Source organism: Pseudomonas sp. N40(2020), assembly GCF_014472415.1.
Classification (GTDB): domain Bacteria; phylum Pseudomonadota; class Gammaproteobacteria; order Pseudomonadales; family Pseudomonadaceae; genus Aquipseudomonas.
The window spans coordinates 43,606-57,608 of record NZ_JACSZV010000025.1; the positions used below are offsets into that span (position 1 = coordinate 43,606).

The 14,003-nt window shown below is 60.2% G+C and carries 13 protein-coding genes; 9 read left to right on the forward strand and 4 right to left on the reverse strand.

Going from position 1 to position 14,003, the window contains the following annotated elements; genetic code table 11:
- The first annotated feature begins 365 nt into the window (after positions 1-365).
- Positions 366-920 (forward strand): RNA polymerase factor sigma-70, encoded by a 555-nt coding sequence (locus IAI51_RS17030; protein WP_064120208.1) that lies wholly within the window; start codon positions 366-368, stop codon positions 918-920.
- A 100-nt stretch (positions 921-1,020) separates the two neighbouring features.
- Here the strand turns inward: IAI51_RS17030 and IAI51_RS17035 are convergent, their stop codons facing one another.
- The 3 genes from IAI51_RS17035 to IAI51_RS17045 form a co-directional block, all read right to left on the reverse strand.
- Positions 1,021-2,034 (reverse strand): GNAT family N-acetyltransferase, encoded by a 1,014-nt coding sequence (locus IAI51_RS17035; RefSeq protein ID WP_187679536.1) that lies wholly within the window; start codon positions 2,032-2,034, stop codon positions 1,021-1,023.
- 86 nt (positions 2,035-2,120) lie between these two features.
- Positions 2,121-2,918, reverse strand: a complete 798-nt coding sequence (locus IAI51_RS17040; protein WP_187679537.1) for a substrate-binding periplasmic protein — start codon at positions 2,916-2,918, stop codon at positions 2,121-2,123.
- Between the two features lie 92 nt (positions 2,919-3,010).
- Entirely contained in the window at positions 3,011-3,634 is a 624-nt protein-coding gene (locus IAI51_RS17045; RefSeq protein WP_187679538.1) for a TetR/AcrR family transcriptional regulator, read from the reverse strand.
- Between the two features lie 184 nt (positions 3,635-3,818).
- Here IAI51_RS17045 and IAI51_RS17050 point away from each other — a divergent pair, with 184 nt between their 5' ends.
- The 8 genes from IAI51_RS17050 (at position 3,819) to IAI51_RS17085 (ending at position 13,085) form a co-directional block, all read left to right on the forward strand.
- The gene (locus IAI51_RS17050) at positions 3,819-5,603 is read left to right on the forward strand and encodes an acyclic terpene utilization AtuA family protein (protein WP_187679539.1); all 1,785 of its coding nucleotides are present in this window, start codon (positions 3,819-3,821) and stop codon (positions 5,601-5,603) included.
- A gap of 12 nt (positions 5,604-5,615) precedes the next feature.
- Positions 5,616-6,485, forward strand: coding sequence for an SDR family oxidoreductase (locus tag IAI51_RS17055; RefSeq protein WP_187679540.1), 870 nt, complete (start codon positions 5,616-5,618; stop codon positions 6,483-6,485).
- A 3-nt stretch (positions 6,486-6,488) separates the two neighbouring features.
- The gene (gene atuC / locus IAI51_RS17060; protein ID WP_187679541.1) at positions 6,489-8,105 is read left to right on the forward strand and encodes a geranyl-CoA carboxylase subunit beta; all 1,617 of its coding nucleotides are present in this window, start codon (positions 6,489-6,491) and stop codon (positions 8,103-8,105) included.
- A gap of 30 nt (positions 8,106-8,135) precedes the next feature.
- Positions 8,136-9,293 (forward strand): citronellyl-CoA dehydrogenase, encoded by a 1,158-nt coding sequence (atuD, locus tag IAI51_RS17065; protein ID WP_187679542.1) that lies wholly within the window; start codon positions 8,136-8,138, stop codon positions 9,291-9,293.
- A complete protein-coding gene (locus IAI51_RS17070; RefSeq protein ID WP_187679543.1) occupies positions 9,290-10,087 on the forward strand; it encodes an enoyl-CoA hydratase/isomerase family protein in 798 nt (265 codons plus the stop codon). Before atuD ends, IAI51_RS17070 begins: the two co-directional genes overlap by 4 nt.
- A 67-nt stretch (positions 10,088-10,154) precedes the next feature.
- Positions 10,155-12,116: an acetyl/propionyl/methylcrotonyl-CoA carboxylase subunit alpha gene (locus IAI51_RS17075; RefSeq protein ID WP_187679544.1), complete on the forward strand. Its 1,962-nt coding sequence runs from the start codon at positions 10,155-10,157 to the stop codon at positions 12,114-12,116.
- A gap of 70 nt (positions 12,117-12,186) precedes the next feature.
- Entirely contained in the window at positions 12,187-12,729 is a 543-nt protein-coding gene (locus IAI51_RS17080) for an exonuclease domain-containing protein (RefSeq protein ID WP_187679545.1), read from the forward strand.
- A 71-nt stretch (positions 12,730-12,800) separates the two neighbouring features.
- A complete protein-coding gene (locus IAI51_RS17085; protein WP_169914502.1) occupies positions 12,801-13,085 on the forward strand; it encodes a pyrimidine/purine nucleoside phosphorylase in 285 nt (94 codons plus the stop codon).
- A 74-nt stretch (positions 13,086-13,159) separates the two neighbouring features.
- On the opposite strand, the gene IAI51_RS17090 is transcribed toward IAI51_RS17085, so the two are convergent.
- On the reverse strand, positions 13,160-13,966 hold the full coding sequence (locus tag IAI51_RS17090; RefSeq protein ID WP_187679546.1) for an MOSC domain-containing protein: 807 nt from the start codon (positions 13,964-13,966) through the stop codon (positions 13,160-13,162).
- Positions 13,967-14,003 lie beyond the last annotated feature (37 nt).

The window sequence follows — 14,003 nt, forward strand, 5'->3', positions numbered from 1 at the left end:
TTCCTGCCTGAATTCGGCTTGCTAGTGGAATCGGGTTGCTGCGTCACGCCCTTCGAGGGCATGCAGGACGCGGTCTACGCCGACCGCGCAAGGCATGGGAATGCTGTCTGGCCGGGACTCTTTATCCGGAACCATTCACCAATGAGAACGGATGACGTCTTGAAATAATTAGTCGGCAGGCTGGATCGTCAATGGGGCCGGGGTGCGGCGGCGTGTCGCAGTTCTCAGATCGCATTAATTCAGAGCATTACTTCTCTTTCTCATTTGACAATCATTATCATTCAACATAATTTGTCGCTCGATGTGTAGGGCGCCCCCCCCCCTCCCCGGCGTCCCACGAACCAATTGGCAGCAAGGTGATTTCCATGACGGAACAAGTATCCACAAGCAGGTGCGATTCACCGCTACTCCAGGCTTTTGTCGACAACCGACTGATTCTGGTCAAAATTGCAGCGCGCATTACTGGCTGCCGCTCGCGTGCCGAGGATGTCGTGCAGGATGCGTTTTTCCGACTGCAATCAGCACCACCGATCACGTCGTCGATCAAGGCGCAACTGAGTTATCTGTTCCAGATCGTGCGCAACCTCGCCATCGATCACTACCGCAAACAGGCGCTGGAGCAGAAGTATTCCGGCCCTGAAGAGGAAGGGCTGAACGTGGTCATTCAAGGTGCTTCGCCGGAAACCTCGCACATCAACTTCTCGACCCTGGAAAACATTGCCGATGCGCTGACCGAGCTGCCCAGCCGCACTCGCTATGCATTCGAGATGTACCGCCTGCACGGCGTGCCGCAAAAGGACATCGCCAAGGAACTCGGCGTCTCGCCGACCCTGGTCAACTTCATGATTCGTGATGCTCTGGTGCACTGCCGCAAGGTGTCGGGCAGTCGTCGGGATGCGGTGGCTGTGGGTCGTCGCTGAGACCGAGTTGTCCGCACAAAAAAGATAGCAGCCTTCGGCAGCTCCTACAGGGTTAACGCGATACCCGTGCAGGAGTTGCCGAAGGCTGCGATCTTTTGCTTCAAGCCAACTTGCAGCGATCAAAAAACCGCTCACGCCCCAGGATCATCAGCGCCGCGCGCTTGTGCGGGAAGTCGAACTCTTTCTCGCAATGGAAGCACTGATTCTGCATGTGGCCGATCATCTTCGCGTTGTCGGCACGCGGCTCGGCAACCACGCGCTGCGTGCGCGGGTCATCCAGAAACAGGTAGTGCACCAGCGCCGATAACCAACTCGCTACTTTGTGCGGACCGCGGTGATCCTCCTCCCCTACCAGCATGTGAATGCCACGGTCGTAGTTGTCGGCTTCGTAGAACGGTGCGATGCGATCTTCCTTGGCCCAATAGGCTTCGAAATAGGCAAACGGCTGATCATCGAAACAGCCGATCAAGGTCAGCGAATGCGGATCGGCGTCGAGTTTGCTCAGGTACTCGCGATGCTTTTCAATGCTGCCCTCTTCCTGCCAGAAACTGGCCACCCGCGGACTGTTCTGCCAGCGATTGAAACGCGGCAGATCCTCTTCGATCTCTACCGTACGCAGGGAAATCCACGCTCCCAGGCGTGCATCAAAACGCCGGTAAACCTCACCGCGCGGCTTCAATGGTCGCAACGGATGGCGCTTGCCAGCGCTGATGACCATCTGCTGCGGATAGCTGCCAGTGAGCGACGCGCCGAGCCAAGATTGCGGCAGTTGCCAGAACAGCGTGCGCTCGCAGCGGTATTCACCGGGCACATCGGTGTTTACCAACAAACCGCTGAGCAAGGCCTCGGTCGGTGGCTGATCGAGTTGCCAGGTCAATTGCTGGCACTCCGGGTCCCGCGCAAACAGCCAGTAACAGGCAGCCCACAGCGCCTGGCCAGGCGGCAGGGCAAAACGCTCATCGATCTGGATCGGCCCTTTGGCCTCACGATCCAGTCGCAGGCGAATCAATGGTTGCCCATCCAGGCTCAGGCTCAGACGGCTTTCGGTTGCATCGGCTACCAATTGGCTGCCCGAAGGCAAGGCCAGGGCAGTCAGGTCATTCAGATTGGACATGGGTCGGGCTCACGATAATCGTCGACAGTTCAACGATGGGACGTGAGCCGAGCGGAGAAATTTAGGCTTGGGCAGCAATCAGTGCTTCAGTGATGGGGCACCGGCACTACCGCAATCCGGTACGGATCGAAGATTTTCAGCATCTCACCGTTGTCGCGCAAACCTTTCAGCAGTTTGCCGAACGCATCACCGGTTATTGGTGCGGTTGGACGAAGAATTGCGTAGTGGTGGTAGACCTGATCGATGCGCTGCGACACCAGCAACTCATCGCGCACCTTTTCGTTGCGCAGCAGGTAATCACTCAGATAGGAGCGGGTCACCAGCGCGATATCCGCGCGCCCGCGCAGCACCATCAACAGGTTGCTGTCGTGGGAATAGGTCAGTGTGGCCTTGAAGTTCTGGGCAAGGAATTTTGGATCAGCATTGAAGTTGGCGAACTCGTAGTGATAGCCACTGAACAGGGCCAGACGCTTGCCGGTGAGATCGGCAAAATAGCTCTCCTTGCGCCCCTCTTCCCGTTGTGCGACGAAAATTTCGGCGTCCTCCAGCCCCATGTCGACGTCGGTGTGGGGAATCTCCTTCCAGCCCCACTCCGGGTTTTCGAAGATCGCCATATCGATCCGGCCCTGCTTGAAATCACCGAAACGCCGGGGAATCGAAGTCGGTACCAGAACGAACTGATAGTCGCTTTGCAGGCGATTCAACGCCTCGACCAATTGTGGCAAGAGACCGGTGTCGGCACCGTTTTCCGGGCGAACGGTGTAGGGCGGAAAATGCGCCGCGCCCACCCGCACCAATTGCGCTGCCTGTGTGGGCATTACCCATATTGCAGCCAGCGCTGCGAGCAAAAACCCCGCGGCCGTCCGAATTGGCGAAGACTTCAAAACACCCCACTCCCCGAAAAAGTACCGATCAATGCATTCAAGCTAGGCGGTTTCGCCCAGTTAGCCAGTTTCCCGACCCGATAGAAAGTGCTTCAACGTTCTTCAAGAACCAGAATCAGCGCCTCATCGGCCAACTGATCCAGGCTCAAACTGCCGCCGGCACGGAACCAGGTGGTGGTCCAGGACAGTGCACCAGTGAGGAAACGTCGGGTAATAAAGACGTCGCCGCGAATAAATCCGGCGTCCTTGGCCTCGCCCAGCACTTGCAGCCAGATGTCTTCATAAACATCGCGCAACGCGAGAACTTTGGCCTGGCCCTCTTCGGACAACGAGCGCCATTCGTAGACCAGCACCGCCATGGCTTCGCCGCTGCCGCCCATGATCGACTGCAATTCGCAGCGAATCAGCGCCAACACCCGCTCGCGGACATTGCTGGCGTCGGCGAGCGCTGCGCGCATCAAGGCAGTGTTGTAACGGATGGTTTCTTCCATCACCGCGCGCAGGATTTCATCCTTGCTTTTGAAGTGATGAAAAATGCTCCCCGACTGAATGCCCACCGCGCCGGCCAGATCGCGCACGGTGGTGCGCTCATAGCCTTTGTTGCGGAACAGGTGAGCCGCCACTTGCAGCAATTTGCCACGGGCGCTGTCCGGGTCGGTCAACTGGCCGTCGTCGACCAGTTCGCGCATGACCCTCAGGGCTTTTTGCTCGTCCACCCGTTCTCTCCTACAGTCGATCAGTCTGTTGCCCCCTGAAACCGCAGGGTTGCGCGCAATTTAAGCCGCCGACGGCGACCAAGCAAGCGCTTGGGTAGAAGATAGTTTCAGTTGTTTACAAACCAAGCGCTTGCTTGGTAGCCTCCAGACACTTCTGTCGCAGGTTCCTGAGTCGGAGACAAAAATGCCCACAACCGTTCGCATCGGATGCGCCAGTGCCTTCTGGGGTGACACGTCAACCGCCGCCGCGCAGCTTGTGGCGGGAGGATGCCTGGATTACCTGGTGTTCGATTACCTGGCCGAGATCACCATGTCGATCATGGCCGGCGCACGCATGAAAGACCCGCAGGCCGGGTTCGCCGGTGACTTCGTCGACGTGCTGACGCCGCTGCTGCCACAGTTGGTCGAGCAGAAAATCCGCGTCATCAGCAATGCTGGCGGGGTCAACCCTCAGGCTTGCGCTACTGCGCTGCGAGCGGCGTGCGACAAGGCCGGCGTCGAACTGAAAATCGCCGTCCTGCTGGGCGATGACTTGCAACCGCAATTCAAACAACTCACCGGCATCAGCGAAATGTTCACCGGCGCCCCTCTGCCACCGATGTGCGTATCGACCAACGCCTACCTCGGTGCCCCTGGCATCGTCGAAGCCCTGCGACTGGGCGCCGATATCGTCATTACCGGCCGGGTAGTCGACAGCGCCGTGGTCAGCGCAGCGCTGGTGCATGAATTCGGCTGGTCGTGGCACGACTACGACAAACTCGCCCAGGCCGCGCTGGCCGGACACATCATCGAATGCGGCGCGCAATGCACCGGCGGCAACTTCACCGACTGGCGCGACGTGCCGGATTACGAGCACATCGGTTTCCCGATCATAGAAGTCAGCGCCGACAGCCAATTCATCGTCAGCAAACCCGAAGGCTCCGGCGGACTGGTCACGCCGCTGACCGTTGGCGAGCAGATGCTTTATGAAATCGGTGATCCGCAGGCCTATCTGTTGCCCGATGTGGTCTGCGATTTCAGTCAGGTCAAACTTCAGCAACAAGGTAAAAACGCAGTGCATGTGCACGGCGCCAAAGGCCTGCCTCCCAGCGACAAATACAAAGTCAGCGCCACCTGGCCGGACGGCTTCCGCTGCACCGCCAGTTGCCTGATCGCCGGCATCGACGCGGTGGAAAAAGCACAACGCGTCAGCCAAGCGATCATCGACAAGACCGCCGAGATGTTCAGTCAACGAGGCTGGGCACCTTATAGCGAAACCAACATTGAACTTCTGGGCAGCGAAGCCACTTACGGCCCCCACGGCCAGCGGCGCGACAGCCGCGAAGTGGTGATAAAAATTGCGGTGCGCCATCCGCACAAACAGGCGCTGATTGTGTTCTCCCGGGAAATCGCCCAGGCCGCGACCGGCATGGCCCCGGGGCTGACCGGCATCGTCGGCGGACGGCCGACGGTCTATCCGGTGATCCGGCTGTTTTCGTTCCTGATCGACAAAAGTGCCTGCGCGCTGCACGTCGAAATGGCCGGTGAAAAACATCCATGCGCCCTGCCCTCACTGACCGCACTCGACAGCCATGATCTGCCAATCGCCGATCACCCCCCCAAACCTCAAGGCCGCGCCGACGCCAGTGTTGCGCTGGTGAAACTGGCCGTGGCGCGTTCCGGTGACAAGGGCAACCACAGCAACATTGGCATCCTGCCACGCCGGCCCGAATACCTGCCGTGGATCGCCGAAGCGTTGACCCCGGCGGTCATCGTCGACTGGATGAGCCATGTCCTCGACCCGATTCACGGTCGGGTCGAACGCTGGTATTTGCCCGGCACCCACAGCCTGAATTTTCTCCTGGAAAACGCCCTCGGCGGCGGTGGCGTGGCCAGTCTGCGCATCGATCCGCAAGGCAAAGCCTTCGCCCAGCAACTGTTGGAAATCCAGATCCCGGTGCCACAGAGCATCGCCGAGCAGTTCGACTAGAGGATTGTTTGCATGGCTTACGCGTCGATTTTCACAGCCGATCTGTTCAGCGGCCAAACCATCATCGTCACCGGTGGCGGCAGCGGCATCGGTCGCTGCACCGCCCATGAGCTCGCAGCCCTCGGCGCCAATGTGCTGCTGGTCGGGCGCAAGCCGGAAAAGCTGCAAAAGGTTGCTGCCGAGATCGCCGAAGACGGTGGTCGCGCGCACTGGAAAGCATGCGATATCCGCGATGAAGAAGCCGTCAAACTGCTGGTCACCGAGTTGATCTCAGAACATGGGCCGATCCACGGACTGGTCAACAACGCCGGTGGCCAATACCCGTCGCCGCTGGCTTCTATCAATCAGAAAGGTTTCGAAACCGTGCTGCGCACCAATCTGGTCGGCGGTTTCCTGATGGCGCGGGAAGTGTTCAACCAGTCGATGAGCAAGCACGGCGGCAACATCGTCAACATGCTCGCCGACATGTGGGGCGGTATGCCCGGCATGGGCCATTCCGGCGCGGCACGGTCGGGCATGGACAACTTCACCAAGACCGCAGCGTTCGAGTGGGGTTATGCCGGGGTGCGAGTCAACGCGGTTGCGCCGGGCTGGATTGCGTCCAGCGGCATGGACACCTACGAAGGCGCGTTCAAAGCGGTGATCCCGACCCTGCGCGAACATGTGCCGCTCAAACGCATCGGCACCGAGTCGGAAGTCAGCGCGGCGATTGTGTTTCTGCTCAGCCCGGCAGCGGCATTCATCAGTGGCAGCACGCTGAAAATCGACGGCGCCGCCAGTCTCGGCAGTCGGGCATGGCCGTTGCACAAGGCGACGCACAGCGAGTCGTACAACGGTTTCCACCGGGCGTACCTTCCGGACGTACTCAAGGACAAGGAGTAAGCCATGGCGCAGATCCAGTCCCAACTCGATCCGCACAGCGAAGCATTCGCCCGCAACCGCGCAGCGATGCTTACGGCCATCGAGCAAGTGCAACAACTCGAACAGAACTTGCTGAACAAGGCCGCCGAAGCCAAGGCGAAATTCGACAAGCGCGGGCAATTGCTGCCGCGCGAACGCCTGAACCTGCTGCTCGACCCCGGCGCGCCGTTCCTCGAACTGGCCAGCCTCGCCGGTTACAAACTGCACGATGACAAGGACGGCAGCGCGGCCGGTGGCGGCCTGATTGCCGGCATCGGTTACGTGTCGGGCATTCGCGCGATGGTGGTGGCGAACAACAGCGCGATCAAGGGCGGGACGATCTCGCCCAGCGGCCTGAAAAAATCCCTGCGCCTGCAACAGATCGCCCAGGAAAACAAACTACCGGTGATCACCCTGGCCGAAAGCGGCGGCGCCAATCTCAATTACGCGGCGGAAATTTTCGTCGAAGGCGCGCGCAGCTTTGCCAATCAGGCGCGCATGTCGGCGATGGGCTTGCCTCAGATTACCGTGGTTCACGGTTCGGCCACGGCGGGTGGTGCTTATCAACCCGGGCTGTCGGATTACGTGGTGGTGGTGCGCGGCAAAGCCAAGCTGTTTCTCGCCGGCCCTCCGCTGCTCAAAGCGGCGACCGGTGAAGTGGCCACCGATGAAGAACTGGGCGGCGCCGAGATGCACGCGCAAGTCGCCGGCACTGCCGAATACCTGGCTGAGAACGATGCCGACGGCGTGCGTCAGGTTCGTGAAATCCTGCGCATGTTGCCTTGGAATGAACAACTGCCGTGGCTGCCGGAACCGCAGTACAAGGAGCCGCTCTACCCCATCGACGAACTGCTGGGGTTGATCCCGGACGATCCGAAAAAGCCTTATGACGTGCGCGAAATCATCGCGCGCATCGCCGATGAATCAGAGTTCCTCGAATTCAAGGGCGAGTTCGATCAGCAAACCATTTGCGGCCAGTTGAAAATCCAGGGCCGCGCCTGCGGCTTCATCGGCAACAACGGCCCGATCACCCCCAACGGCGCGAGCAAGGCTGCGCAGTTCATCCAGCTGTGCGACCAGAGCCAGACGCCGCTGCTGTTTTTCCACAACACTACCGGCTTCATGGTCGGTACCGAATCCGAGCAGCAAGGCGTTATCAAACACGGCTCGAAACTGATTCAAGCGGTGGCCAACGCACGGGTGCCTAAACTGACGATTGTCGTCGGCGGCTCCTACGGCGCCGGCAACTACGCGATGTGCGGACGCGGTCTCGATCCACGGTTCATCTTCGCCTGGCCCAACAGCCGCACGGCGGTGATGGGTGGCGCCCAGGCCGGCAAGGTGCTGCGCATCGTCACCGAAGCCAAACAGCTCAAGGACGGGCTGGAGCCTGATCCAAAAATGCTCGACATGCTCGAACAGGTCACCGCGCAGAAACTCGACAGCCAATCCACCGCGCTGTATGGCAGCGCCAACCTGTGGGACGACGGGCTGATCGATCCACGCGACACGCGCACCCTGCTCGGCTACCTGCTGGATATCTGTCACGAAGCGGACATTCGCGCACTGCAACCCAACAGCTTCGGCGTCAGCCGGTTCTGACCGCCACGGATCTTACGGAGAACAATAAAAATGATCTTCACCCCGGAACACGAAGCGCTGCGCCGCACCGTCCGCCAGTTCGTCGACCATGAGATCAATCCGCACGTCGAGGAATGGGAAAAGGCCGGACGCTTTCCGATCCACGAGATTTTCCGCAAGGCTGGCGAACTCGGTTTGCTAGGGATTTCCAAACCGGAAAAATTCGGCGGCATGGGCCTCGATTACAGCTATTCGATTGTCGCGGCCGAAGAGTTCGGCACCATTCACTGCGGCGGCATTCCGATGTCGATCGGCGTGCAGACCGACATGTGTACCCCGGCGCTGGCGCGCTTCGGCTCCGATGAACTGCGCGAAGAATTCCTCCGTCCGGCGATCACCGGCGAGCAGGTCGGCTGCATCGGAGTTTCCGAAGTCGGTGCCGGCTCTGACGTTGCCGGGCTCAAGACCACCGCGCGCAAGGATGGCGACGACTACGTGATCAACGGCAGCAAAATGTGGATCACCAACTCGCCGAGCGCCGATTTCATCTGCCTGCTGGCCAACACTTCGGACGACAAGCCGCACATCAACAAGTCGCTGATCATGGTGCCGATGAACACGCCCGGGATCAGCCTCAGTTCGCATCTGGACAAGCTCGGCATGCGCAGTTCGGAAACCGCCCAAGTGTTTTTCGACGACGTGCGCGTGCCGCAGCGCAATCGCATCGGTCACGAAGGCGCAGGCTTCATGATGCAGATGCTGCAGTTTCAGGAGGAACGTCTGTTCGGTGCGGCGAACATGATCAAGGGCCTGGAATACTGCATCGACAGCACCATTGAGTATTGCAAGGAGCGCAAGACCTTCGGCAGTGCACTGATCGACAATCAGGTGATCCACTTCCGCCTCGCCGAGCTGCAGACCGAAATCGAATGCCTGCGAGCGCTGGTCTATCAGGCCACCGAGCAGTACATCAAAGGCCAGGACGTCACCCGCCTCGCTTCGATGGCCAAGCTGAAGGCCGGGCGCCTTGGTCGCGAAGTCAGCGACAGTTGCCTGCAATATTGGGGCGGCATGGGTTTCATGTGGGACAACCCGGTGGCCCGCGCCTATCGCGATGTGCGACTGGTGTCGATTGGCGGCGGCGCCGACGAAATCATGCTGGGGATCATCTGCAAACTGATGGGTATTTTGCCGGAAAAAAAGAAATGAGCACCCTGCCCGCTTGCCAGACGCTGCTGCTGGAGCTGCACGGCGGCGTACTGCACATCACCCTCAATCGCCCGGACAGCCGCAATGCGATGAGCCTGCAGATGGTCACTGAATTGCGCGCCGTGTTGGCGGCCGTTCACGATGACCGGACTGTTCGGGCCCTGGTGCTCAGCGGCAGCGGCGGACATTTCTGTGCCGGTGGCGACATCAAGGACATGGCCAGTGCCCGCGCCCAGGGAGCCGACGCTTACCGTGATTTGAATCGGACGTTCGGCGCGCTGCTCGAAGAAGCTCAGCACGCGCCGCAAGTGCTGATCTGCGTATTGCAAGGCGCGGTCATGGGCGGCGGATTCGGTCTTGCCTGCGTAAGCGACATCGCAATTGCCGACCACAAAGCGCAGTTCGGCTTACCGGAAACCAGTCTCGGCCTGTTACCGGCGCAGATCGCCCCGTTTGTGGTGCAACGCATCGGCCTGACTGAAACCAGACGCCTGGCCCTCACCGCTGCGCGTTTCGACGGCCATCAGGCTCGGCGGTTGGGGCTGGTGCATTTTGTCGAGCAGGATGCACAAGCGTTGGCCGAGCGGTTGGATGAGGTGCTGCAACATGTTTTGTGCTGTGCACCAGAGGCGAATGCCATGACCAAACAACTGCTGCTGGCCAGTGCCGGGCAGCCATCAAGTGAGCTGCTGGATGAGGCGGCGCAGTGGTTCAGCGAAGCGGTGACGGGTGCCGAGGGAATCGAAGGAACCATGGCGTTCATGCAAAAACGCAAACCCGGGTGGGCCACCTGACCCTGTGGGAGCGGGCTTGCCCGCGAAGAGGCCAGCACATACACCGCAACTTTCGAGGGAACAGCCCATGCCCGCCATCCACAAAATCCTGATCGCCAACCGCGGTGAAATCGCCTGCCGTATCCAGCGCACCGCCCAAGCCCTCGGCTATCGCACCGTCGCCGTCTACAGCGATGCCGACGCCGATGCACTGCACGTGCAAATGGCCGATCAAGCCGTGCACATCGGCCCGGCGCCGGTGCAGCAGTCGTATCTGAACATCCCCGCCATCCTCGACGCGGCTCGCCGCAGCGGGGCCGATGCAATCCACCCCGGCTACGGTTTCCTCTCGGAAAACGCCGAATTCGCCCGAACCTGCGAACAGGCCGGGCTGATCTTCATCGGCCCGAGCGCCGACGCCATCGAATTGATGGGCAGCAAGCGCCTGTCGAAACTCGCCATGCTCGATGCCGGCGTACCGTGCATTGCCGGTTATCAAGGTGCAGAACAGGACGACGCAACGTTGCTGCGCGAAGCCGAACGCATCGGATACCCGCTGATGATCAAGGCAAGCGCCGGCGGCGGCGGGCGCGGTATGCGTCTTGTGCACAACGCTGACGAGCTGCCTGCACAACTGCGTACCGCCCGCTCTGAAGCCCTCAATGGATTTGGCAGCGACGAATTGATCCTCGAACAAGCACTGATCGAACCGCGACATGTCGAGGTGCAACTGTTTGGCGATCACCACGGCCACCTGATCTACCTTGGCGAACGCGACTGCTCGATCCAGCGGCGCCATCAGAAAGTCATTGAAGAAGCGCCCTGCCCGGTCATGACCGCCGAGTTGCGCCAGGCCATGGGCGAAGCGGCGCTCAAGGCTGGGCGCGCGGTGAATTACGTCGGCGCCGGCACCGTGGAGTTCCTGCTCGACGCGCGCGGGCAGTTCTACTTTCTGGAGATGAACACCCGCTTGCAAGTGGAACATCCGGTGACTGAATTGATCACGGGGCTGGATCTGGTCGCCTGGCAATTATCGGTCGCCGAGGGGCAGCCGCTGCCGTTGACCCAGGAGCAAGTGCAACTCCATGGTCATGCGATGGAAGTACGGCTGTACGCCGAAGATCCGACGCAAGATTTTCTCCCGCAAACCGGCCGCATCGAAGCATGGGAACCGGCGCTTGAGCACGGCGCAAGAATCGATCACGGACTGTTCGAAGGGCAATCGGTCAGCCCGTTCTATGACCCGATGCTCGGCAAACTGATCGCTCACGGCGCTACCCGTGAAGAGGCGCGGCGCAAACTGCTGCGTGCGGTGCAGGACACCGTCTTGCTGGGCGTGCAAAGCAATCAGCGATTACTCGACAACCTGCTGCAACATCCGCAGTTCATCAGTGGCGAATTCAGTACCGGATTCATTCCTCGGCACTTCAGCGATCACCCAAGCCTGCACCCGTACACACCGAGTGCCGAAGAACTGGCCATTGCCGCTGTGCTGTTTTACCAGGCGTCCGCTCGACAGCACCGAGCGCCCTTGAGCCATTGGCGCAACAACGCCAATGTTCCGCTGCACTATCGGCTTGGCCTCGATGAGCAGAACTGGACCGTGCAACTGCTCAAGCTCGCGGGAGAGGTGATTCAGGTGCAAACCGCGGAACGCTCCCTTGAACTGAAACTGATTAATCACAGCGAAAAATCGGTCACGCTGGAAATCGACGGCCTGCGCCAACGTCACGCCTATCGCCTCGATGTCGGGCAACTCTGGCTGTTCACCCATCCCGGCAGCCTGCGCCTGCAGGATCGAACTCATGCCGTGATCGGCAGTCAGACCAGCGTCAGCTCCGGCACCTTGAAGGCGCCGATGGACGGCGCCATCGTCGACGTCCTCGTCAGCGAGGGCAGTCCGGTTAGCAAAGGTCAGCTGCTGGTGGTGCTGGAGGCAATGAAAATGGAGCACCCGCTCAAGGCCGGCATCGACGGCGTGCTCAAGCGGGTGCAGGTCAAGGTCGGCGATCAGGTAAAAAATCGTCAGGTTCTGTTGCAGGTAGAGTGAGTCGCCAGGCGCAAACGCAGGGTTTGACTACGCTCTGATCTATCAGGACGCGGAAATCAGGAACCCTGCGATGCCCCATTGGCTGGTCATTGATCTGGAAGCCACCACCGACGAGGGTGGCTGGCCGGTTACGGAAATGGAAATCATCGAAATCGGCGCCACGCTGGTCGATCGTGCGGGGCGCGAACAGGATCACTTTCAGCGTTTCGTCAAACCCACACGTCGGCCATTGCTGACGCCGTTTTGTCGTGAACTCACGCACATCACCCAGGCCAATATCGACACGGCGCAGCCTTTGACGGAGGTCTGGCCAGCGTTCGAGCGCTGGCTTGGTCAGCATCAGACACGTCTTGAAGGCTGGGCGAGTTGGGGCGATTACGACCGCAAACAGTTATTGCAGGAATGGCAGCGGCTACAACTCGACAGCGCCTTGAGCCGGGTACCGCATATGAACCTCAAGCAACGCTTCGCCAAGGCCCGGCGCCTGGAACGGCCATTGGGGCTCAACGGCGCGCTGCAACTGGCCGGCATGCAGTTCAGCGGTCAGCAACATCGGGCGCTGGAGGATGCGCGCAATACCGCACGCTTGCTGCCGCTGGTTCTGCCGCTTTAGGGGCGTGACGGCGTTAATGGCCTTGTGCATACTGGCCGCCCCACTTTTTAGCCCTTTTCGAGGAATCGCCCATGTTTAAAGTCAACGAGTACTTCGACGGTACCGTCAAGTCGATCGCCTTTGGCACCGCTGAAGGTCCGGCGACCATCGGTGTCATGGCTCCGGGCGAATACGAATTCGGCACGGCCCAGCGTGAAATCATGCACGTTGTTTCCGGCGCACTGAGCGTCAAATTGCCAGACAGCAACGATTGGGAAACCTTCGCCGCCGGCAGCCAGTTCAACGTACCGGCCAACAGCAAGTTCCAACTGAAAGTCGCAGTCGACACCGCTTACCTGTGCGAATACCGCGGCTGAGTCCACGGCTTTCCCCCGGCGTAATAAAAATGCCCGTGTCCAAAGACACGGGCATTTTTCATTTCAGGGTTGGGTTACTCGAGAATTTCCACCGGCATCCCGACCTCAAGACGACCATTGCTGTCATTCACCAGATTCTGCCCGAACATCGCGCCATCGGCCTGCGCGCGGGTCTTTTGCAGCGTCGCCAGCGGTTCGCGATCAGCGCTGCGCTCGCCGGTTTGCGGGTCGATGGTGGTGAGGATGCAGCGTGAGCACGACTTGACTACGCGGAACTCGACATCGCCAATACGAATACGCTTCCAACTGTCTTCGGCATACGCGTCGCTACCTTCAATGACCAGATTCGGCCGGAAACGCAGCATTTCCAGCGGCCGTCCGACCTGTTGCGCCAGGTGCTGCAGCGACGCTTCACCGATCAGCAACAACGGAAAACCATCGGCGAATGCGACCTGATCGTCCTCCTTGCCATAACCAGCCTGCGTCGTACGCGCACGATCCACAGGCACCTGCACCAGACGGGTCGGCTTACCGATGAAATCGCTGACCCACTTCGCTGCGTCATCGCCAGCGTCCGGCACCCGCAAGGTGTCACGCCAAATGGTCACACCACGCAGTTCGGCACCGCTGTCCGGCACGGCGATTTCAATGGACGCATGCGAAGGTGCGCTGAGCGTCAGTCCGCCGTGGGCATTCCACAGTGCCGACAACTGGCTCATCTTCGCTTCTGCGCGCTGAGTCAGGAAACGCCCGCTGGCTTCGTCCACCAGCATCCAGCGTCGATCACCCTCAAGCCCCAGCTTGTCCAGGCTGATCCCTTGCAGAACCTCGCCTTTGCCGGATTTCAACGGGTAACGATAAAGCGCGCTCAGACGCAGCATGGCCAGCTCCCTGATGGGTAAAAAACGCCACCCTATA

What these genes read in the sequence shown, in the direction of transcription:
- IAI51_RS17090 (WP_187679546.1), bottom strand. Translation starts at nt 13,966, where the DNA reads ATGCTGCGTCTGAGCGCGCTTTATCGTTACCCGTTGAAATCCGGCAAA.
- atuC (WP_187679541.1), top strand. Translation starts at nt 6,489, where the DNA reads ATGGCGCAGATCCAGTCCCAACTCGATCCGCACAGCGAAGCATTCGCC.
- IAI51_RS17080 (WP_187679545.1), top strand. Translation starts at nt 12,187, where the DNA reads ATGCCCCATTGGCTGGTCATTGATCTGGAAGCCACCACCGACGAGGGT.
- IAI51_RS17050 (WP_187679539.1), top strand. Translation starts at nt 3,819, where the DNA reads ATGCCCACAACCGTTCGCATCGGATGCGCCAGTGCCTTCTGGGGTGAC.
- IAI51_RS17085 (WP_169914502.1), top strand. Translation starts at nt 12,801, where the DNA reads ATGTTTAAAGTCAACGAGTACTTCGACGGTACCGTCAAGTCGATCGCC.
- IAI51_RS17055 (WP_187679540.1), top strand. Translation starts at nt 5,616, where the DNA reads ATGGCTTACGCGTCGATTTTCACAGCCGATCTGTTCAGCGGCCAAACC.
- IAI51_RS17035 (WP_187679536.1), bottom strand. Translation starts at nt 2,034, where the DNA reads ATGTCCAATCTGAATGACCTGACTGCCCTGGCCTTGCCTTCGGGCAGC.
- IAI51_RS17030 (WP_064120208.1), top strand. Translation starts at nt 366, where the DNA reads ATGACGGAACAAGTATCCACAAGCAGGTGCGATTCACCGCTACTCCAG.
- atuD (WP_187679542.1), top strand. Translation starts at nt 8,136, where the DNA reads ATGATCTTCACCCCGGAACACGAAGCGCTGCGCCGCACCGTCCGCCAG.
- IAI51_RS17075 (WP_187679544.1), top strand. Translation starts at nt 10,155, where the DNA reads ATGCCCGCCATCCACAAAATCCTGATCGCCAACCGCGGTGAAATCGCC.
- IAI51_RS17070 (WP_187679543.1), top strand. Translation starts at nt 9,290, where the DNA reads ATGAGCACCCTGCCCGCTTGCCAGACGCTGCTGCTGGAGCTGCACGGC.